Raw genomic sequence first — 19,737 nt, 5'->3', positions numbered from 1 at the left:
CTAGCAGCCCATGGCCCGCAAACAGGCGTCGCAGGGAACGCCGGCCACAGCAGCCTTGGCTGCGGCCGGCGTTCCCTTTGTGTTGCACCCGTACGCCCACAGTCCCTCCGCCGCCAGCTACGGCATGGAGGCCGTCCAGGAACTAGGCATTGACCCCGCCAAGGTTTTCAAGACCCTGATGGTCGACGTCGATGGGCGCCCCGCAGTGGGCGTGGTCCCAGTGAGCGGCAACCTGGATTTGAAAGCCATCGCGGCGGCCCTTGGCGGGAAGAGAGCCGTAATGGCCGAACCGGCCGCTGCCGAGCGCCGGACGGGATACGTTCTCGGTGGCATCTCACCCTTGGGGCAACGCCAGCCCTCCCCCACTGTGCTCGATGACTCCGCCTTGGTTCAGGAAACCATTCTGGTATCCGGCGGCCGGCGCGGGCTGGACATCGAGCTAAGCCCGGCTGAGCTGGTCCGTTTGACCGGAGCCGTCACCGCCCGGATCGGAACCGGCGGACGCTAGGATCCCCCGGCAGCATGGGCCGGTGCCGCCCCGGGATTGTTGCGCGGAGCGAGTTGCTGCCGCAGCCACGCACCCACCAGGGCCTCCCAGCGCTCAGGATGCACGTTCCACTCCTTGGTGTGCCGGGCGCCCTGAAAGGCCTCAAACGTCACCATTTCGGGGTTCTTCTCGGCAATGCTTGCGGACGGGCCGTAGGGAACGTATTCGTCGTCCACGCTGTGCAGAATCAAAGTCGGCGTCCGGAGCTCCACCGCCCGGGACACCCAGTCCATGGACTTGAGGTCCACCGGGGCGGCAAGTCCGGTTAACCGGCGGCCGAGCGGGTGGCTCATCATCAACTGGCCATAACGCCCAACGGCGGACGGGATCCGGTTCAGCTGCGCGTGGTGGGCCAGGACATTGACCCAGTCCACCACGGGCGCGTCCAGCACCATGGCCCGGATCAGGTGGTGGTACCGGGAGAGATCCGCCGTCTGCAGGCAGATCGCGCCGCCCATCGACCAGCCGAACAGCACCACCTCCGTGGCACCGTTGGCCAGGGCAAACGCAATGGCGGCGTCGACGTCGCGCCACTCCGTGGAACCAAGTCCATAGCGCCCGTCCGGCGCCGACGGCGCCAGCCCGTCGTTGCGGTAGGAGATCACCAGGCTTGTGAGGCCCAGGTCCCTGGCCGGGCGCACCGCGCGAAGGCACTCCTGCCGGCTGGCCCCGCGGCCGTGCACCATGATCGCCCAGATTCCCGTGGCAGGTTCCGCGCGCACCAGCCAGGCCGGGGCGGATCCGCCCTCCACTTCGATCTGGACTTCCTCGGCCGGCACCCCGATGGCGGCCGGATCGGGGTAGACGGCCCCGCTCCACCAGCCGCGGCGGGCGGTTGCGATGTCGCCGCTGTACACGGCCTCCACTTCCCGCAGCACCGTCCGTTCGGCCGGCGAGTAGGACAGGATCCTGCCTATCCGCGCATGTCCGCGGCCGCCGTCGAAGAACAATCCATAGACGCCGTCCACCGTGGCGTCGGCGGTGGCGGCAAGGATGATCTGCAGCCCACGTCCTTCGCGGATAACGGCGAGAACCTCCTGGTCCTCTTCCCTCCCCTTGGCGGGGGTGATCACCCGGCGGGCGAAGTAAAGGGCCAATGCCGAGGAACCGGCTCCGAGCAGCCCTGCGGCCGCGCTGCCGGCAATGACCCCGCCAAGAGCCCACTTGGCGCTCAAGGACATACGGCCCTCCGGGGTGAGGGCGCTTTCAGCGCCGCCCGGACCGCGGGCAGCCAGGCCGGCGGCCGCATGTCCGCTCGGCACATGTCCGTCGGTCACGGCCAGGGAGCGGTGGGGGTACGTGGCCGGGCGCAGCCGCGGAGAGGTTGCCATGGAACCATTCTTACTGCTGCCGGGCGCCTGCACATACTCGGGGCGTTCCGCGGCGCGACCCGAGTCCACCGCGGCGTCCGCCGCAGGGGCGCCAGGAGGCTCCAGTGGCCTTCCGGCGGCCCGGACGCCCAAATCCATGCAGGGAGAGCCCCCCGGGTCTAGGCTGGGGGCATGAGCGATCCAATCGTCATTCTCACAGAAGAGCCGCTGGGTGCGGACGACCGCGTCAACATCGAACGTCTGGTGGACGGAGGTGATACGCCCCTCGTGGTGCTGGTGCCGGCCAACACCGAACGTCACCTGCTGGTGGATTTCCTCGAAAACCTCTCCATGCTCGACGTCGCCAAGGCCTTTCGCGAACTGACCACCCGTGCGCCGGATCCGGCGTCGGAGCGGGCGGCCGCCGCCGAAACGTTGTCCATTTCGCTCAATACACTCGCTGGCCTGGGGGCCGGAGTCACCGGCGAGGTGGTGGACGGCGATGCTGTCCGAGGACTCGTGTCCAAGGTCAAGGAAGTGGGAGCCGGCCAGGCTGTTGTGGTGACCCGGCCGCATGCGATCGCCGACACCTTCCACACGGACTGGGCCAACAAGGCTCAGGACCAGTTGGGGCTTCCTGTCCTGCATTTGTACGCCGGTTCGGGATTTATCGGGGACTCCTGAGCGTTACTTCAGGCATGAGTATCTTCAGCAAGAGGTCGGAAAACACGTCCGCGGCATCGTCATCGGTGGTAGGTGCCGTCACCGCGGTGTCGGCACCTGAAGGGGCGGCCGCCGGGAAGACGGATGAGCAGTGGCGCCAGGAACTGACTCCGGAAGAGTATCGGGTACTGCGGCAGGCGGGCACCGAGCGTCCTTACACGGGCGAATACTGGGACTCGCACACCGCCGGGGTGTACCAGTGCCGGGCCTGCGGGGCGGAACTGTTCACGAGCAACGAGAAATTTGACTCCCATTGCGGGTGGCCGTCCTTCTGGGCCCCTTTGGCCGAGGGAACCGTCCGCTACATCCACGACAGGACCCTGGGCATGGACCGAGTCGAGGTCCGCTGCGCCACCTGCGACTCCCACCTGGGCCACGTGTTCGAGGGTGAAGGCTATGGGACACCCACCGACCAGCGTTTCTGCATCAACTCGGTGTCCCTGAGGCTCGTGTCCAAACCCGAGCAGGCCGACGGATCGCCCTCCACCGGCACCGTGGCGGAGTAAGTCGCCACCCGCCAGACCCTTTGCCGCTATACCTGGGGCCCATGGCACCTGACCGTTGACCAAGACTTTCTTATGCTCGAGGGGTTTTTGCATAAGAGCCACTGATTGCTTGCTACGCTCACGGTAAAAGCTTCAAGCAACAGAAAGGCGATCACCGACGATGACCACTTCTCCCCTCACCGCACCGGCCTCCATCACCTCCAGCACCCCGGCGTGGCTGCGGCTCAAGGCTGCCGCCACGGCACTGCAGGCTCTCCAGGTGCAGGACGGTTCTGTGCCCGACCCGGCGGACCACGCGGCCGCCGGAGTCCACGCGGCCAGCATCAAGGATTCGATAGTGGAGCTGGCACCCGCCTTTCCGCACGACGCCCGTTACCTGGAACTATTGGTCACTGATTTTGGGAAGTGGCAGGCCGGCGGCTTTGGCGTGCCCGATTTCCTGGACTCCCTTCTCGCCTTCCAGCCGCAGGCCCGCCGCGAGAACGGGCTACAGCATCTGGTGGTCTTTCCGATGTACACCCAGAACGGCAGCAGCAGCCGGCTCGTGGAGGCGGTGCTCATCGAGGTGATCTGGCCTGAGTTCATAGCGGAGCTGGAAGAGGGCGATTACTCGAACAAACTGTTTGTCCCCATCCGATTCGTGGATTTCACCGCCGGCTACAACACCAATTCCGCCGTGCTATTCCCCGAGACCGTTGCGGTCCGCGAAACCCCGACCTTCACCTGGGGCGCCATTTTTGCCGATCGCGAAGCAGCCCGTTTCCGCCGAGTGGTCCGCGCGGCGGCAGAGATCACCTCCCTGGAGCTGCCGGAGGAGGCGGCTGCGTTGCTGGACGACCAGGAACTGACGCAGGCAACCTTCGTGATGTGGGACCTGATCCATGACCGCACCCACATGCGCGGAGACCTGCCGTTCGATCCGTTCATGATCAAACAGCGCATGCCGTTCTTCCTGTATTCGCTGGAGGAACTCCGCTGCGACCTTGCGGCCTTCCGCGAATCCGTGCGGATCGAAAAGGACCACGAAGCGTCACCGGACGCGCGCCGGCACGCCAAACTGGTCCAGTACGCCGTTATCTTCGACCGGATCTTCCGCTTCGCCATCACGGGCAGCAGGGTCCGCAACTACGACGGATTGGGCGGTCAGCTTCTCTTCGCCTGGATGCACCAGCACAGGGTGCTCCACTGGACCGACAGCCGTCTCACCATCGACTGGGACGAGGCCGCCGGCGTCGTGATGGAACTCGGCGCCAGGATCGAGGAGCTGTACTGGCGCTCCATCGACCGCCCCAAGACCGCCCACTGGCTGGCCGCCTACCAGCTCATCGCCGGCACCGTTACCCCCAACCCGGCATCGGTCTGGGCAAAGGGCCCTGAAGCCCTGCCGCTGGACGGACCGCCGCGGGGCCTCACCGATCAGGTGCTTAACGACGAATTCCCACTGTCCATGTTCTACGAGGCACTGGAGAAGAAGATGCGTCCGGTCATCGAGTCGACGGCCGGGATCACGGGGTCCTCCGATTCCGACCTTCCCGAAGGCGCATTGGCCCCGCAGGCAATGACTGCCGGATGACCGCCCGGCAGAACCTCAATGTCCTGATCACCGGAGGAAGCGGCCCCTCGGGAATTGCGGTTGCCCGTGCCCTTCGTGAGGCTGGCTTCAACGTCTTCACGGTGGGCTCGGACAGCGCCCGGATCGCGGCTGCGGCCGCTGCGGCAGGCGGCGGCGTCACCGCGCTGACCTGTGATCTTGCCAGCCTTCCCGAAGTCAGGGAGCTCCGCGGGACACTGCTCGAAACCGCAGGAAGGATCGACGGGGTGATTCATCTCGTGGGCGGTTGGCGGGGGGCGAAAGGCATTACGGACCAGAGCGACGAGGACTGGGCGTTCCTCGAACGGAACGCCATCACGACGCTCCGGAACGTGACCCGCGTGTTCTACGACGAGCTCGCGGCATCGAAGACCGGACGCTTTGCCATGGTGTCCTCCACGGCCGTCAGCGCCCCGGCCGCCGGAATTGCAAGCTACGCCGCCGCCAAGGCGGCGGCGGAGGCCTGGACCATGGCCGTTGCCCAGGGTTTCAGGTCCGGGCAGGCGGAGAACCCCGATGGCTCCAGCGCCGCCGTCGTCCTTGTGGTCAAGGCGCTGGTGGATGCCGGCATGCGGCAAGCGGCGCCTGAACGGAAGTTTCCGGGCTACACCGACGTGGATGAACTGGGCGCGGCGGTCGTGCGGCTCTTCAGCACGCCCGCGGCCGAGCTGAACGGACAACGGATCCTGCTGACGCCGTGACGCTGCCCCACCCCCATTGAACAGGCATTCGACGCCGGACCTCCCTAGACTGAAAGCGTGACCAAAGCGATGACAACCACAGTTGAAACTGCCCCTGCCGGCACCCCCGCGCGGCTCCATGACCCCTCCGTCCGCGGTTTTGCCTCCGACAACTATTCCGGAGTCCATCCCGAGGTGCTGGCGGCGTTGGCCGCGGCCAACGAGGGACATCAGGTGTCCTACGGCGAGGACGACTACACAGCCCGGCTCCAGGTGCTCATGGAGCAGCACTTCGGGAGCGGCATTGAATGTTTCCCGGTCTTCAACGGCACGGGCGCCAACGTTCTCTCGCTGCAGTCACTGCTCCCCCGCTGGGGCGCAGTGGTCTGTGCCTCCACGGCGCACATCAATATGGACGAGAACGGCGCCCCCGAACGTATCGGCGGGATCAAGCTGCTCCAAGTGCACGCACCGGACGGGAAGCTCACTCCCGAACTGATTGACAAGGAGGCCTGGGGCTGGGGTGACGAGCACCGCGCCCAGCCGTTGGCCGTCTCCATTACCCAGACCACCGAACTGGGCACCTGCTACACTCCCGACGAAGTCAGGGCCATTGCCGAACATGTCCATTCCAAGGGCATGAAGCTCCACATGGACGGCGCCCGGCTGGCCAACGCCGCGGCCCACCTGGGGGTGCCGTTGCGCGCCTTCACCCGCGACGCCGGTGTGGACATCCTCTCCTTCGGAGGGACGAAAAACGGCCTGCTCTTCGGCGAAGTGGTGGTGGCCCTGAACCCGGACGCCGCCCACGGCCTGATCTACCTGCGCAAGATGAACATGCAGCTGGCCTCCAAGATGCGGTTCATGTCCGCCCAGTTCATCGCGCTGCTCGAAGGCGATCTCTGGCTCCGCTCGGCCTCGCACGCCAACGCGATGGCCGCCCGGCTGCGCGCCGGCGTGGAGTCCATCCCCGGCGTCGAACTCACCCAGAAGACCGAGTCCAACGGCGTCTTCGCGATCCTGCCCGCCGGGGTCGCCGACCGTCTCCGGAAAACCTTCCGGTTCTACGACTGGAACGAGGCAGCCGGCGAGGTCCGCTGGATGTGCTCCTTCGACACCAGCGAGGACGACGTGGACACCTTCATCGCCGCCATCAAACGGGAGTTGAGTGCCGGTTGAGCCCGCATCCAGGGCGGCGAGCCTGCGTGGATCGGCGGCAAATCATGCGTAACCTGCGTAGGTGAACGCACTTGCCCAGGTCCCCGCGGATTTCCTTGCCGCCCTGGGGACCCTCCGAGAAGCACGGTGCCGCAGTGAGCTGCACCTGGACGAGATCCCGGCGCCGTCCAGGCTTGCACCCTACGCCGTAGCCCTTGGCGCCGAAGTCATCGGCCCGGCTCCGGCGCCTGGCCCCGCAGCCGTCCACGGCCCGGTCTCCGCGGCCTTGGTCCGGGCCAAAGGCAGCCGGACCGAAGACGACGAGGAATTGGCCACCGGCCGTTTCATCCTGCTCTACGACCCGAACGGCTCCGCGGTGTGGGACGGCGAATTTCGGGTGGTGACCTACATCCGGGCCCAACTCGAGCCGGAGATGGGCAACGACGAAATGCTCGGCTCCGTGGCCTGGACCTGGCTCGTGGAGGCACTGGAAAACCATCGGGCGCCCTACCGCGCGGCCGGCGGCACCGCCACCCGGGTGCTCTCGGAAAGCTTCGGCACGCTGGCTGACAGGCCAGGGACAATCGACATCGAGCTGCGGGCTTCCTGGACTCCGGCCAGCCCCGACATCCGCCCGCACCTGGAGGCGTGGTCGGATATGGTCTGCACGTTCGCGGGCCTTCCCCCGCTGCCCGAGGGCGTGTCGCCCTTGCCCCGCCGGCGGCGGAACTGACTATGCGGCCCACGGCAAAAACGCCCTCCAGCGCCTTGTCGGTAAACTGAAGGCATCATGACCCCTCAAAATCCGGAACACACCACAGCCGGCGTCCCGGCTGCTGACCTTACCCCCCACATCACGGTGGAAGGCTTTGACAGCCTGGTGCCCGAGGTGATCGACCTCGATTCCCCTCGCGACGGAGTGCCCCTTGTTATCGAAACTCCGGCAGGACTGGAGCGGTGCGCCGCAGCCATCGCCGCCGGAACCGGTCCGGCGGGAGTGGACGCGGAACGGGCCTCGGGCTTCCGGTACGGCCAACGGGCGTTCCTCGTCCAGATCCGCCGCGAGGGCGCCGGCACCTGGTTGATCGATCCGGAACCCTTTGGGGACCTCGGGATCATCAACGATGCGCTGCAGGGCGTCGAATGGATCCTGCATGCGGCCAGCCAGGACCTCCCGTGCCTGTCGGAGCTTGGAATGTGGCCCGACAAGCTCTTTGACACCGAGCTTGCCGCGAGGCTTGCGGGCCTGCCGAGGGTTGGTCTCGCCGCGGTCATTGAACAACTGCTCGGATTCGGCCTTGCCAAGGAGCACTCCGCCGCCGACTGGTCCACGCGGCCGCTGCCCGAACCCTGGCTGCGGTACGCGGCACTGGACGTCGAGGTCCTGACGGAACTGCGCGAGGAACTCATTGAACTGCTTCAAGGCGACGGCAAGCTTGAATACGCCGAACAGGAGTTCGCCGCGATCCTGGCCGCCGGAGTGGCTCCGCCGCGGGTGGATCCGTGGCGGAAGACCTCAGGGCTCCACCAAATCAGGGACCGCCGTCAACTGGCAGCCGTTCGGGAGATGTGGCTGGAACGTGATTCACTGGCGCGGAAGCGGGATGTGGCACCCGGCCGGCTGATCCCTGATTCCTCCCTCGTGGCAGCGGCCAAGGCCATGCCGTCCACTGTTCCCCAACTGCTGGCCACCAAGGGATTCCATGGACGTGCCGCCCAACGCGAGGCACCCCGCTGGTTGCGCTGCATCGCCACGGCCAGGGCCATGGAGGAGCTGCCGCCGCTGCACCTGCCCACCAATGCGCCCCCACCGCCGAGGGTCTGGGCGGACAGGGATCCCGAGGCGGCTGCCAGGCTCGCCACCGCCCGGCCCCTGCTGCAGCAGAAGGCCGACGAACTGAATCTTCCGCTGGAGAATCTCCTGACGCCCGATTTCCTGCGACGCGTGGCTTGGCGGCCGCCGGAGGAACTCACCGAGGAAGGCGTGTCTGAAGAACTCAGCGAGCTTGGCGCCCGGCCCTGGCAGATCGAGCTTACGGCTCCTCTGATCACGGCGGCGTTCCTGAATCCCCAGCCCCTGCCCCCCAAAGAACCGAAGGCGGCCAAGGCGGCCCCGGCGGTTGGCGCCTAGCACCGTTCCTCACCGTGCGAGGGCACGAGCATTGCGTCCTTGCCAGCTAAGTTACTCACGAGTAACATGAGATCAATGCCGCCCGGATAGTTCGTGCCTTTGGCCGCCGCGCCCGCTGGCCCGCATCCGGCATCTATGTCTCAATGAGGAGTAACACGTGAGCCAACACCCGAACAGCGGAAGAACCAGCAGCGCGAATCCCCGCACGGTGCGCGACGTCGTCTTCGTTGACGGTGTCCGCACCCCGTTCGGCCGCGCGGGCGAGAAGGGCATCTACGCCGGAACACGGGCTGACGACCTCGTGGTCAAGTGCATCCGCGAGCTGATGCGGCGCAACCCGTCCCTTCCCGCCGGCCGGATCGACGAGGTGGCCATCGCGGCCACCACGCAAACCGGCGATCAAGGCCTCACCATCGGCCGCACCGCCGCGCTCCTGGCCGGACTTCCCCGGACCGTGCCCGGCTTCGCCATCGACCGTATGTGCGCCGGGGCCATGACCGCCGTGACCACTACCGCCAGCGGGATCGGCTTCGGCGCCTACGACGTCGTGATCGCCGGCGGCGTGGAGCACATGGGAAACCACCCGATGGGCGCCGGCGCGGACCCGAACCCGCGCTTTATGTCCGAGCGGATCGTTGACCCGGCCGCCCTGAACATGGGCAACACCGCCGAGAACCTGCACGACCGCTTCCCCGCCATCACCAAGGCGCGCGCCGACGCCTACGCCGTTGCCTCGCAGGAGAAACTGGCCGCGGCCTACGGCAGGGAACAGATCCAGCCGGACCTGGTGTCCGTGGCCACCATGAAACCGGGCCAGGGCTGGACGGTCAACACCGTGGACGAGCCGCCGCGCCCCGGCACCTCCCTGGCGGATCTCGCCACACTCAAAACCCCGTTCCGGGCCCACGGACGGGTCACCGCCGGGAACGCGGCCGGACTCAACGACGGAGCCACCGCCGCCCTGCTCGCCTCCGCCGACGCCGCCAACGAACTCGGCCTGCCAGTTAAGATGCGCCTGGTCACGTACGCGTTCGCCGGCGTCGAGCCCGACGTCATGGGCATCGGGCCGGTCCCGGCCACCGAGAAGGCCCTGAGGAACGCCGGGCTCGGCATCGAGGACATCGGACTCTTCGAGATCAACGAAGCTTTCGCCGTCCAGGTGCTCAGCTTCCTGGACCACTTCGGGATCGCCGACGACGACCCCCGGGTCAACCGTTACGGCGGCGCGATCGCCGTCGGGCACCCGCTGGCCTCCTCCGGGGTCCGGCTCATGAACCAGCTGGCCCGGCAGTTTGAGGAAGATCCCTCGGTTCGCTACGGGATGACCACCATGTGCATCGGCCTGGGCATGGGCGCCACGGTGATCTGGGAAAACCCGCACCACGCCGGCTACGGCACGGCCGTTGAGACAGACGCCGCCCACAGCATCGCTACCCACACCACCACATCCGCCGCCCCCGAGACTGGAGCCGAAGCATGAGCGCCGCAGATTTCCGCAAGTTGGCCGACCTCTTCCCGAACGAGACCCTCACCCACTCCTACGTCCAGGACATCGCCCTGCCCGCCGTGGGCGGCAAGAGCCCGGGGGTGTTCGCGCTCGTCACCCTGGACAACGGACTGGACCACTCCAAGCCCACCACCCTCGGGCCGAACACCCTGGTGGAACTCGGCACGGTCCTGGAGGAACTGAAGGAGCGGGCCGCACGCGGCGAGATTGCCGGCGTCGGCGTCACCGGCAAGCCGTACTTCCTTGTGGCCGGCGCGGACCTGTCCACGGTCAAGTCGGTCAGCGGCCGCGAGCAGGGGCTGTGGATGGCCCAGCTGGGCCATGAGGTCTACGCCACCCTGGCCGACCTCGGCGTGCCGAGCTTCGCCTTCATCAACGGCCTTGCCCTGGGCGGGGGCCTGGAGATCGCCCTGCAGTCCACCTACCGGACGGTCTCCACCGGGGCCGGCGCGCTGGCGTTGCCCGAGGCTTTCATCGGCCTTATCCCCGGCTGGGGCGGCGTGTACATCCTGCCGCGACTCATCGGCCCGGAGAATGCGCTCAAGGTCATGATCGAAAACCCGCTCAGCAACAACCGCACGCTCAGCGGCCCGCAGGCTTACGATCTCGGCGTGGCCGATGCCATGTTCGAGCCCGCGGATTTCGTGGAACAGTCCATCGGCTGGGCTGCGAAGGTTATCGCTGGTGAGGTGAGGCCGCAGCGGGCCAACGCAGTCGACCCCGCCGACCCGGACGTGGCCGCACGCTGGGCCGCAGCCGTCGCCAAGGCCCGGGCCTTCGTCGAGGCCAAGACCTCCAACGCCTCCCCCGCCCCGGCCAAGGTCCTGGAAGTCATGGAGGCCAACCGGACCATGACCCAGACCCAGTCCGCCCGGCTTGAGTGCGAAACGCTGGCGGACCTCATGCAGACCGACGAGTTCCGCTCCACCGTGTACGCCTTCCTGGACCTCGTGCAGAAGCGGTCCAAGCGGCCCGCTGGAGCCCCGGACCGCAAGCTCGCTCGCCCGGTGGGCAAGGTCGGCGTCGTCGGCGCCGGCCTGATGGCCAGCCAGCTGGCACTCCTCTTCGCCCGTCAGCTCAAGGTTCCCGTGGTCATGACGGACATCGACCAGGCCCGCGTGGACAAGGGTGTCGGCTACGTCCACGCCGAGGTGGACAAGCTCCTGGCCAAGAAGCGGATCAGCGCCGACGCCGCCAACCGCACCAAGGCGCTCGTGAGCGGCTCTGTCTCCAAGGAGGTGTTCGCCGACGCCGACTTCGTGATCGAGGCCGTCTTCGAGGAGCTCAACGTCAAGAAGCAGGTCTTCAAGGAGGTCGAGGCGATCGTCTCGCCCGAGTGCATCCTGGCCACCAACACCTCCTCGTTGTCCGTCACGGCGATGGCCGAGGACTTGGAGCACCCGGAGCGGCTGGTCGGGTTCCACTTCTTCAACCCGGTCGCGGTGATGCCGCTGCTGGAAATCGTCCGCGCCCCGAAGACCGACGACGCCGTCCTCGCCACCGCGTTCGAGCTCGCCAAGGGCCTCAGGAAGTCCGCGGTGCTGGTCAAGGATGCCGCAGCGTTCGTCGTGAACCGGATCCTGCTGCGCCTCATGGGCGAAGTGACGGCCGCCTTCGACGAGGGCACCCCGGCCGAGGTGGCGGACAACGCGCTGCGGCCGATGGGGCTGCCCATGACGCCCTTTGTGCTCGGCGCCATGGTGGGGCTGCCCGTGGCCCAGCACGTCCAGGAATCGCTGCACGCGGCCTTCGGGGACCGCTTCAGGGTCTCCGAAAACCTGCAGAAGCTCATCGATAACGGCGTGAAGTCCATCTGGGCGGCGGAGAACGGCACGCCGGTACCGGGTCCGGACGGCAAGCCCTTCATTCCGGCCGGGACCCTGGCGCTCATGTCCTTCGGCACCACACCCTCCACCGCGGACGAGGTCCTGCGCCGCACGCAGGACGCCCTGGCGGAAGAAATCGGGCTCATGCTCGAGGAAGGCGTGGTGGCCGGCCCGGAGGACATCGATCTCTGCATGATCCTTGGGGCGGGCTGGCCGATGTTCCTGGGCGGCATCACCCCGTACCTGGACCGGGTGGGCGCCTCGGAGCGGGTCAACGGCAGGAAATTCCTGGCCCCGGGTGTGGCCTCCGCGCCCGCGGCGGGCTGACCCCCGGTTTCCACGTCAGCGCGGAGGCGCCGCCGCCGTCCGCACTGCACATCCGCTGCAGGGGCGGCGGCGCCGTGTCAGGATCCAATGGCGTCGGCCGGGAGAACCTCGGCGCCGCGGTGGAAGTAACGCCCGGCGGCGGGAAGCCAAACGAGTACTGCAGGAACCATCCCGCCGATGAGCGGCAGCCCCTCGGACAAGACGGTCAGCAAGAGCATCGACAGCACCCCCCCTGCGGCCGCCGGGCTCTCAGAGGATATCGACGAATAGCCGCCGAGCGTAGCCAGCACGACGAGGACGAGTCCCGCCAACGGGATGACGGTGACAACCGGCCGGACGGCTGGCTTTCCCCGCTGGACCGCCCTGGCGCAGGCGAGGTCGGCCGCCGCCACCAAGGCGAGAGTCAGCCAAAGCACCAGCGCCGGAGTGGCGTTTCCTCCCGAACCAATAGTTCCCGCAAGCAATGCCAGCCCCAGCAAAGCCTGCAGAGCGGCAAGAGCGCCGGCGACGACCAGGATCCACACCGATGCCACGACAGTTTGCGGCGGCAGCTCCGAAGCGGCTGGCGACCCTAATCTCTGCGCACCACCGCGGGCGACATAGGCGTTGGCTGGCGGCAGCCACATGAACACTGTGGCGGCGACCGCTGCGGCAACGACCGCACCGACGGGCGACAGCAGTAACGCCTGCCATGGCATGTCGCCGGCCGACGGACCGCCACGGACGTAGAAGAACGCCGGAATGATCACGGCATACGCCGACAAGACAAGCCGCGCCAGTCGCGAACCCCGTCTCAGAAGCACGGACAACGCAGACCCCGCCACAAACACCGCCTCACCGGCCGCGTAAAGCGCCAGGGCTGGGAGGTAGGTCTGCGGCGGCACCATCCCGCCGAAGGCCAGGACAATGAGCAGCCCCATAAGCGCCCAGACAGTGCCGGCTACCCCGAGAACCAGCCATATCGAGGACGACGTCTTCAGGACGGCCGGCGCACCGGACATCGCGGCCGTGGCGGTGTCTGGTTCGGTGGTCATGCCCCAATGCTCGGGGACCGGCCGGCGGTCCGGTAGGGTCACAAGCCTCCCGTTCCCATCAGATCTCCCGCAGGCTCCCGCCGTCGAGTTCGAGAATCCGGTGAGCGTTGGCCCGTGCGTAGCCGTGGTCGTGCGTCACCATAACCACTGCGGCGCCCCGCGCGGTGACGCTGTCGTTGGCCTTCCGCAGACGCTCGAGTCCGTGCCGGTCCAGCCCCACGGTTGGCTCGTCCAGGGCCAGGACGTCCGGTTCGCGGGCCAGGACCGTGGCCAGGGCAAGCAGCCGCTGGTGTGAGGCGGCGAGCTCCAGCGGGTGCTGGCCGGCAGCACCGGCCAGCCCGACGGCGGCCAGCGCCTCGTGCGCGCGCCGCTCCCCTTCTTCCGCTCCAAAAAGTTCTCGGAGTCCGAAGTGCACTTCCCTCAGTGCTGTCCGTTCGAACAGCTGATCCCGCGGGTGCTGGAAGAGCAGGCCCACCGAGGCGGCGACCCGGCCGGTCGGAACGCCGGCAATGTTGGCCCCGCCCACCAGGACGGCCCCCGATGACGGACGGAGCAGGCCGTTGAACTGCCGCAGGAGGGTTGATTTGCCGGCTCCGTTCGGACCGGTGATGGCGACAATCTCCCCGGACCGCACCATCAAGTCCAGCCCGCGGAGCACCTGCTCCCCCGGTTCCTCCCGCCCGCGTCTGCCCGGGTCGTAGCCAAAGACGACGCCTCTCAGTTCAAGGGGCACGGCCGCTACGCCCGGTCCGGGACGCGGGCCCGGTCCGGTTCGCCGCGAGATGTTGGGTCCAGAGCGGTCGGGAAGCCCGGTTTCGTCAGGGACGACCACACCGGCCCGCTCCAGCCACGCCGAGCCGGCCAACCGGGACGGCGGCCCGCTGGCCGCCACCGTACCGGCACCGGACCGGCTCTCGAGGATGACCCACTGCGCGGCCCTGCCGGCGAGCCGGTCCGCGCTCTGGCTCAGGACCACAACGGCAGTGCCGGCGTCGAGCAGCCCCTGGATGAGCCCGTCCATCTGGACTGCTCCGGCGGCATCCAGGGACGCCAAGGGTTCGTCAAGGACCAGGATTTCCGGCTCCGTGATGACGGCGCAGCCCACCGCCAGCCGCCGCAGTTCGCCGCCGGAAAGCGTGGCGGGATCGCGCTCCAGCAGCCGGACCAGTCCGGTCACTGCGGCTGCCCGGGCCACTTCGCGGCGCATCTGCGCCTGTGGCATGCCCCGGTTCTCCAAGCCGAAGGCGAGCTCCTCCGCCACCGTGGAGCTCACGGAAGAGAGCATGGCAGCGGCGTCCTGCGGGACGAAACCCACGCTGCGCGACCAGGCAGCGGGATTGATCCGGGGATCGTCCGCCCCGCCGCGGAATTCAAGCAATTCCCCGCCAAGCTCCAGGCTGCCGAGGAGGCGCCCCGCGTGGCCGGCGCGAAGCCAGCCGGCCAGCAGTTTGCCCAGCGTGGTCTTGCCGCTGCCGGAGCCGCCCAGGACGGCTGTCAGGGTGCCGGGCGTGGCCGAAAAGTCAATGTCCCGCAGCACTGGCCGGTTATCGCCGTGGAACGTGAAGCTTTCGATCCGGGCGAGGAGCGCCGCCCCTGTCGTAGCGCTCACCCGGGCCCCGCGGCAGGCCACGAGAATGCCAGCCGAAGCGCCACGGCGCAGAACGCCAGCAGCAGTGCGAGTGCCCGGAAGAGCCGCTGGGCGGGCGGGTCATCCACCGTACGGTAGCTGCTGCGCGGTCCGGGCCCCCCGAACCCGCGGGCATCGAGGGCCTGGGCCCGGGCGCCCGCGTCCTCGATCAGTCCCAGGACCAGGGGAACCATTTGGAGCCGGACCGCAGCCAGCCGTGAGAGCATGCCGCCACCGAGCACCAGTCCCCGGGCTTCCTGCGCCTGGCGAATCCGGTCCAGCCTGCCGGCCATCGCCGGCACGAGGGTCAGGGTGGAGGCGAGGATGAACCCGAATTGCGGCGGGACCCTTCTTAAGGTCAGCGCGGCAATGAGATCAGGGACGCTGACAGTGAACGAAAAAAGCAGCAGGACCAGCACACACGCGGCCGTACGCGATGCGAGGTCCAAGGCGAAGCCGAGCCCTTCGGTGGTCACCCGGGCCGGCCCCCACTGGGCCAGGACGGTGTGGCCTTCCGGAAAAAAGAGCCCGTGCAGCACCAGTAGCGAGAGACACCATGGAGCCAGGATCACCGCTGCGGCAGGCAGCACCCGCCCTGCCACTCCGCTCCGCACGGCCAGCACGCCCGTGGCCAGGACCACCACGATGGACAGCGGCCAACTGGCAGCCGCCGTCGTCAGTACTGCGGTGCAGGCAGCGGCTGTGAGTGCCGTGAGGGGGTGGAGGCGCGGGGACATCTACTCAGGTTTCGGTGTTCCCGGCGCTTTGCCGGCGAGCACGCGGAACCGGCGGACGAAGGGGAACTGGAAGGTGGTGCGGCGAGGAAGCGCGTAAACCAGCAGCGCGGCCACCGTGAAGACGATCGCCTTGTCCATCGGGTCCGAGATGAGGGCCTGCTTGGTAATGGCGGCCAGGAGCGTGTCCCCCATGGCGCGGAAGGCGCTGACGATCGCGCCCGTGCCAAGGCCCGCGGTGCCGCCAAAGACGAACGCGGCGATCGGGGCGGAGACCACCCCGGCCAGGATGCCGGTGACGAAGCCGGCGATCGGGGCGAGGTAGAAACGGCGGAACAGGCCGCCGCGTGCGGCCAGACCGGCGAGGAAGCCGATGAGGGCGGCCCCGGCGGCGAAAGGCAGGACGGTGGGGTTGAAGAAGGACCAGATGATGCTGCTGAGCGCACCGGTGGCGGCGCCCGCCGCAGGGCCGGCCAGCACGGCGATCAGGACGGTCCCGATCGAGTCAATGTAGAAGGGCAGCCCGCTGCTGCCCATCAGCTGGCCCAGCACAACGTTCAGGACGATAGCCACCGGCACAAGGACCAGGGTGGAGGTGGGCAGCACCGGCAGGACAGCGACGACGAGCAGTGCTGCCCCGATGAGGAATCCGCCCAGGGCCACGAGGGCCGAGAAGCTTGTCAGCCCGTTCGCCAGGTCGGCCGGCTGGGTGAGGACGAGGAAGACATAGGTGGCGGCGATCGCCGCTGCGCCGGCAATCTCGAGCAGACGGCGGCCGCGGCTTACCGTCCCGCCGGAGCCGGCGCCTGAAGCGGGGAGGGTGAGTGATGACTGTGACATGGGGTGTTCCTTTGGCTGTGAGGTGCCTGCCGGGTGCAGCAAAACAGGCGCCTATGTCACCTCGGCGCAGCTACTATCCTAGCGATCGGCTGTGGTGCCGAGGAACACTCCGCGGTGACCGTCACGGGCTGGTTCCGATCTGGCCCTTCTGCGGGACGCCCAGCCTGCGGGCCAGGGCCCCGATTGAGGCAATGAGCTCGTCAAAACACTGGTCGGGGTTGTTGTCGGAGACGATCCTGGCGTTGGCGGGCAGCCCCCACAGTCCGCGGAAATCAGCCACCGTGGTGCCCACGAGCAGCGGGGAGTCGGTTTCGACGTCGACTGTGGCGAGCCGGGTGCTGAACGGCGTGCGTCCGATGGCGGCGCAGGCCGCAAAGGCATCGTGCACATGCGCCACGTACCCCTGGTCATAGAGGCGGTGGAACTCCATGTAAAACCGGACGGCATCGGACAGGCAGGCCACCAAGGGATTGCTGGACGCGCTGCGGAGCCCCTCGGGCTGTTCCGGCAACACCAGTTCGGGCTCGGGGGTGCCGGCGGCTTCACCCAGGCGGCGCAGGTGCTCCGGCCGCATTTCGATCCGCTCCGTGGTTTCCAGCGCGCACACGATGGGCAGCTTGTCCTCAGGAAGCCCGCGGTAGGCCGCGAAGACCTCCTTGGCAGCGTGAGGGTCCACCGAGGTGTTCCATTCCGCCGTGGGCGTGGTGTTGCCCTGGTAATAGAAACTTCCGCCCATAATAACCAGCCCCTTCAGCAGCCGGGGCAGCCGGGGTTCGCGGCGAAGAGCCAAGGCGAAGTTGGTCAGCGGACCGGTGATCAGTCCGGTGATCTCCCCCGGGTGGGTCCGGACCTCGTCCACCCAGACGTCGACCGCGTGCCGGGGCGAGATCCCTTGGGCCGGCTGCGGTAGCTCCGCATAGCCGATCCCCTGCGGCCCGTGCGTTTCCTCGGTGGTAACCAGCGGGATTTCCAACGGCGTTTCCGCGCCGATGGCCACTTCCACCCCTTGCCGGCCGCACAGTTCCAGCAGGGCAAGGTTGTTCAGCGCCACCTGCCGGGCGCCCACGTTTCCGGCCGTGCAGGTGATGGCCTGGAGCCGGACCTCGGGCCGGGACAGGAGGTAAACGAGAGCCAGCGCGTCGTCGATCCCGGTGTCGACGTCCATCAGGACCGAGTGCATTAGAACAGGGCAACCTTGGGTGTCCGGGGGAAGATGTCATCGAGCTCGGCGAGATCATCGGCCGTGGGAACCCAGGCCACTGCTGCGGCATTCTGGCGGACCTGTTCGGGCCTGGTGGCCCCGGCGATCACGCTGCCGACGGACGGCTGGGCCGCCAGCCAGGAGAATGCCACCTGGATTTCGCTGAGGTTCCGTTCGGCGGCGAATGCGCTGAACCTGCCGAGCTGATCCCAGTCGGCGTCGTGCACCAGGTTGGTGCGGGTGTGGCTGAGCCGGGATCCCTCGGGGGCGGTGTCCTTGGAGTACTTGCCGGTCAGGAGCCCGTTGGCCAGCGGGAAATAGGGCAGCACTCCCAGCCCGTAGGCCTCGGCCGCGGGGGTGACCTCGAGTTCGGCCCGCCGGTCCAGCAGGTTGTAGTGGTTCTGCGTGGAGATAAAGCGCGAGCCGCCGCGTTGGCGGGCCACGAATTCCGCCTCGGCGATCTGCCAGCCGGCCCGGTTGGAGTGCCCGATGTAGCGAACCTTGCCGCTGGTCACGAGCTCGTCCAGGGCCGCCAGGGTTTCATCGATGGGTGTGAGGGGGTCCGGGGTGTGGAACTGGTAAAGGTCGATCCAGTCGGTGCCGAGCCTCCGGAGCGAGGCTTCGGCCGCTTGAACGATGTACCGGCGGGACCCGCGTGCACCGAAATCGTTGCCGTTGGCTCCGCGCATGTCCATGCCGAATTTGGTTGCCACGATGGCATCCGCACGTCGGGTGCCCAGCGCTTTGCCCAGCATGGTTTCGCTGAGCCCAGGTTCCCGGCCATAGGTGTCCGCCACGTCGAAGAGGGTCACGCCCGCCTCCAGGGCAGCATGGACGACGGCGTCGGTGCCCTCCTGCGATTCCGTCGCCGTGCCGGCACGGCCAAGGTTGTTGCAGCCGAGGCCCACAACAGAGACGGTCAATCCGGATTTTCCGAGGCGGCGGTATTCAGTCATGAATTCAGCCTATAACGACGGAGGCCGGGTAATGGCGGGGGCGGCGCTCCGTCGCCGCGCCCCGTCGGCGGTGCTCCTGCCCGTCAGGTGGCCGGGAACTGGAGACCGTGCTCGTCCATGGCCTCCATCAATTGCGCCATGGTCCTCACTCCCATTCCATGCAGCTTCGACAACTCCCGTTGACCAAATTGGACCACCTGTTCCAGGGTTTCAAGCCCCGCGTGGGCCATGGCCCTGCGTGCGGGTGCCGCGATTCCGTGCGGAATGGGCGTGTGGCCGGGTCGAACGGTCTTTGACGTCATGGCAGATGCCTCCCAGAGAAGTAGCGTGCCCCCCTCTTAGAGGGTAAAGGCAGAGGCCGGTTTCGGCGAGTGCTTTAGCCGAAGTGCCTGCAAATCCCCGAACGGCGCCGAGCCTATGCTCAGCTTGGTAAAGTCCAGGTCTTCGCCTCGAATGCAGATCTTGATGGCGTTGACAGCCTTGTTGACGTCCGGGCAGAGGCAGAAGATGTTGAGCTTGGCATCCCCAAACTCCGAGCGGTCAACGATGCCGAGGCCGCGCCAGGCCAGATGGCTGATCAGCGCGTCCTTTGCTTTCTCTTCCAGATAGCGGTCCCGGTCGGTGCCTTCCCTGGTTTTCAGCGCGTACTGGGCAACCACCCAGTGCTGCTCCTCTTCGGGAATCTCCGCGTAGCCGTCCTCGGCGCACTGAACGGCGAATGCGTCCATGAGACTCTCGGCGGCGTCCACATCGGGCACGTCCGTCTCGTCTGTCTTGCTCTGGTGGCCCACCACGCCGTGATTCATCACGAACTGGCTGTAGTCCTCATCAAACCAGGCCTCCCTGAACAGCAGGGTTCCTTCGTCGTCGCGCTTGTACACACGGATTATTCCGCTCATGCCCGTCCTTTCCTGGACTGTCCGGCGGCCATGCCGCCGAACGGTGCCTGCTGTGCCTTGAGGGCCTGATAAAGCTGTTCTGTAGACGCCGGGGGAATCGCCCCTGATGGCGTCCAGGTCGATCTCGGTCCCATGGAACT

The 19,737-nt window shown here is 67.5% G+C and carries 19 protein-coding genes; 10 read left to right on the top strand and 9 right to left on the bottom strand.

Translation table 11 applies throughout. From position 1 onward, the window contains the following. The first annotated feature begins 10 nt into the window (after positions 1-10). The gene (ybaK, locus tag ACP4XC_RS08370; protein ID WP_427174446.1) at positions 11-508 is read left to right on the top strand and encodes a Cys-tRNA(Pro) deacylase; all 498 of its coding nucleotides are present in this window, start codon (positions 11-13) and stop codon (positions 506-508) included. Here the strand turns inward: ybaK and ACP4XC_RS08365 are convergent. Continuing rightward, positions 505-1,728: an alpha/beta hydrolase family protein gene (locus ACP4XC_RS08365; protein ID WP_427175057.1), complete on the bottom strand. Its 1,224-nt coding sequence runs from the start codon at positions 1,726-1,728 to the stop codon at positions 505-507. The two genes, ybaK and ACP4XC_RS08365, sit on opposite strands and share 4 nt — an antisense overlap. A 321-nt stretch (positions 1,729-2,049) precedes the next feature. Here ACP4XC_RS08365 and ACP4XC_RS08360 point away from each other — a divergent pair, with 321 nt between their 5' ends. From ACP4XC_RS08360 to ACP4XC_RS08320, 9 genes are all read left to right on the top strand, one after another. Next, on the top strand, positions 2,050-2,541 hold the full coding sequence (locus ACP4XC_RS08360) for a hypothetical protein (RefSeq protein WP_427174445.1): 492 nt from the start codon (positions 2,050-2,052) through the stop codon (positions 2,539-2,541). 14 nt (positions 2,542-2,555) lie between these two features. Next, entirely contained in the window at positions 2,556-3,086 is a 531-nt protein-coding gene (gene msrB / locus ACP4XC_RS08355) for a peptide-methionine (R)-S-oxide reductase MsrB (RefSeq protein ID WP_427174443.1), read from the top strand. Positions 3,087-3,246: 160 nt separating this feature from the next. Then, positions 3,247-4,659 carry a DUF6421 family protein gene (locus ACP4XC_RS08350; RefSeq protein WP_427174442.1) on the top strand — a complete coding sequence of 471 codons (1,413 nt, stop codon included), beginning with the start codon at positions 3,247-3,249 and terminating at the stop codon, positions 4,657-4,659. Beyond that, the gene (locus tag ACP4XC_RS08345) at positions 4,656-5,378 is read left to right on the top strand and encodes an SDR family oxidoreductase (RefSeq protein ID WP_427174441.1); all 723 of its coding nucleotides are present in this window, start codon (positions 4,656-4,658) and stop codon (positions 5,376-5,378) included. The genes ACP4XC_RS08350 and ACP4XC_RS08345 overlap by 4 nt, the downstream gene beginning before the upstream one ends. A gap of 69 nt (positions 5,379-5,447) precedes the next feature. Next, complete coding sequence (locus tag ACP4XC_RS08340; RefSeq protein WP_427175056.1) at positions 5,448-6,536, top strand: threonine aldolase family protein; 1,089 nt, start codon at positions 5,448-5,450, stop codon at positions 6,534-6,536. A gap of 61 nt (positions 6,537-6,597) precedes the next feature. Further along, positions 6,598-7,248, top strand: coding sequence for a DUF3000 domain-containing protein (locus ACP4XC_RS08335; RefSeq protein ID WP_427174439.1), 651 nt, complete (start codon positions 6,598-6,600; stop codon positions 7,246-7,248). Positions 7,249-7,305: 57 nt separating this feature from the next. Then, positions 7,306-8,646, top strand: coding sequence for an HRDC domain-containing protein (locus ACP4XC_RS08330; RefSeq protein ID WP_427174437.1), 1,341 nt, complete (start codon positions 7,306-7,308; stop codon positions 8,644-8,646). A 157-nt stretch (positions 8,647-8,803) separates the two neighbouring features. After that, positions 8,804-10,126, top strand: coding sequence for a thiolase family protein (locus ACP4XC_RS08325; RefSeq protein WP_427174436.1), 1,323 nt, complete (start codon positions 8,804-8,806; stop codon positions 10,124-10,126). Next, the gene (locus ACP4XC_RS08320) at positions 10,123-12,306 is read left to right on the top strand and encodes a 3-hydroxyacyl-CoA dehydrogenase NAD-binding domain-containing protein (RefSeq protein ID WP_427174435.1); all 2,184 of its coding nucleotides are present in this window, start codon (positions 10,123-10,125) and stop codon (positions 12,304-12,306) included. The genes ACP4XC_RS08325 and ACP4XC_RS08320 overlap by 4 nt, the downstream gene beginning before the upstream one ends. A gap of 77 nt (positions 12,307-12,383) precedes the next feature. Here the strand turns inward: ACP4XC_RS08320 and ACP4XC_RS08315 are convergent, their stop codons facing one another. The 8 genes from ACP4XC_RS08315 to ACP4XC_RS08280 form a co-directional block, all read right to left on the bottom strand. After that, positions 12,384-13,340 carry a hypothetical protein gene (locus ACP4XC_RS08315; protein WP_427174434.1) on the bottom strand — a complete coding sequence of 319 codons (957 nt, stop codon included), beginning with the start codon at positions 13,338-13,340 and terminating at the stop codon, positions 12,384-12,386. A gap of 58 nt (positions 13,341-13,398) precedes the next feature. Continuing rightward, positions 13,399-14,949 carry an ABC transporter ATP-binding protein gene (locus ACP4XC_RS08310; RefSeq protein ID WP_427174433.1) on the bottom strand — a complete coding sequence of 517 codons (1,551 nt, stop codon included), beginning with the start codon at positions 14,947-14,949 and terminating at the stop codon, positions 13,399-13,401. After that, positions 14,946-15,704 (bottom strand): energy-coupling factor transporter transmembrane component T, encoded by a 759-nt coding sequence (locus ACP4XC_RS08305; RefSeq protein WP_427174432.1) that lies wholly within the window; start codon positions 15,702-15,704, stop codon positions 14,946-14,948. Before ACP4XC_RS08305 ends, ACP4XC_RS08310 begins: the two co-directional genes overlap by 4 nt. Further along, a complete protein-coding gene (locus tag ACP4XC_RS08300; RefSeq protein ID WP_427174430.1) occupies positions 15,705-16,541 on the bottom strand; it encodes an ECF transporter S component in 837 nt (278 codons plus the stop codon). A 121-nt stretch (positions 16,542-16,662) separates the two neighbouring features. After that, a complete protein-coding gene (locus ACP4XC_RS08295; RefSeq protein ID WP_427174429.1) occupies positions 16,663-17,721 on the bottom strand; it encodes a nucleoside hydrolase in 1,059 nt (352 codons plus the stop codon). Next, complete coding sequence (locus ACP4XC_RS08290) at positions 17,721-18,698, bottom strand: aldo/keto reductase (RefSeq protein ID WP_427174428.1); 978 nt, start codon at positions 18,696-18,698, stop codon at positions 17,721-17,723. Before ACP4XC_RS08290 ends, ACP4XC_RS08295 begins: the two co-directional genes overlap by 1 nt. An 83-nt stretch (positions 18,699-18,781) precedes the next feature. Next, positions 18,782-19,000: a hypothetical protein gene (locus ACP4XC_RS08285; RefSeq protein WP_427174427.1), complete on the bottom strand. Its 219-nt coding sequence runs from the start codon at positions 18,998-19,000 to the stop codon at positions 18,782-18,784. 36 nt (positions 19,001-19,036) lie between these two features. Then, the gene (locus tag ACP4XC_RS08280; RefSeq protein WP_427174426.1) at positions 19,037-19,597 is read right to left on the bottom strand and encodes a hypothetical protein; all 561 of its coding nucleotides are present in this window, start codon (positions 19,595-19,597) and stop codon (positions 19,037-19,039) included. Between the last annotated feature and the right edge of the window lie 140 nt (positions 19,598-19,737).

It is taken from the genome of Arthrobacter sp. 92 (genome assembly GCF_050260325.1).
Taxonomy (GTDB): Bacteria; Actinomycetota; Actinomycetes; order Actinomycetales; family Micrococcaceae; genus Arthrobacter.
Note: the sequence above shows the minus strand (reverse complement) of the source record. Positions and strands in the feature narration are given on the sequence as shown.

Coding starts and splice junctions, on each gene's coding strand:
- ybaK (WP_427174446.1), top strand. CDS start 11: ATGGCCCGCAAACAGGCGTCGCAGGGAACGCCGGCCACAGCAGCCTTG.
- ACP4XC_RS08365 (WP_427175057.1), bottom strand. CDS start 1,728: ATGTCCTTGAGCGCCAAGTGGGCTCTTGGCGGGGTCATTGCCGGCAGC.
- ACP4XC_RS08360 (WP_427174445.1), top strand. CDS start 2,050: ATGAGCGATCCAATCGTCATTCTCACAGAAGAGCCGCTGGGTGCGGAC.
- msrB (WP_427174443.1), top strand. CDS start 2,556: ATGAGTATCTTCAGCAAGAGGTCGGAAAACACGTCCGCGGCATCGTCA.
- ACP4XC_RS08350 (WP_427174442.1), top strand. CDS start 3,247: ATGACCACTTCTCCCCTCACCGCACCGGCCTCCATCACCTCCAGCACC.
- ACP4XC_RS08345 (WP_427174441.1), top strand. CDS start 4,656: ATGACCGCCCGGCAGAACCTCAATGTCCTGATCACCGGAGGAAGCGGC.
- ACP4XC_RS08340 (WP_427175056.1), top strand. CDS start 5,448: ATGACAACCACAGTTGAAACTGCCCCTGCCGGCACCCCCGCGCGGCTC.
- ACP4XC_RS08330 (WP_427174437.1), top strand. CDS start 7,306: ATGACCCCTCAAAATCCGGAACACACCACAGCCGGCGTCCCGGCTGCT.
- ACP4XC_RS08320 (WP_427174435.1), top strand. CDS start 10,123: ATGAGCGCCGCAGATTTCCGCAAGTTGGCCGACCTCTTCCCGAACGAG.
- ACP4XC_RS08315 (WP_427174434.1), bottom strand. CDS start 13,340: ATGACCACCGAACCAGACACCGCCACGGCCGCGATGTCCGGTGCGCCG.
- ACP4XC_RS08305 (WP_427174432.1), bottom strand. CDS start 15,704: ATGTCCCCGCGCCTCCACCCCCTCACGGCACTCACAGCCGCTGCCTGC.
- ACP4XC_RS08300 (WP_427174430.1), bottom strand. CDS start 16,541: ATGTCACAGTCATCACTCACCCTCCCCGCTTCAGGCGCCGGCTCCGGC.
- ACP4XC_RS08295 (WP_427174429.1), bottom strand. CDS start 17,721: ATGCACTCGGTCCTGATGGACGTCGACACCGGGATCGACGACGCGCTG.
- ACP4XC_RS08290 (WP_427174428.1), bottom strand. CDS start 18,698: ATGACTGAATACCGCCGCCTCGGAAAATCCGGATTGACCGTCTCTGTT.
- ACP4XC_RS08285 (WP_427174427.1), bottom strand. CDS start 19,000: ATGACGTCAAAGACCGTTCGACCCGGCCACACGCCCATTCCGCACGGA.
- ACP4XC_RS08280 (WP_427174426.1), bottom strand. CDS start 19,597: ATGAGCGGAATAATCCGTGTGTACAAGCGCGACGACGAAGGAACCCTG.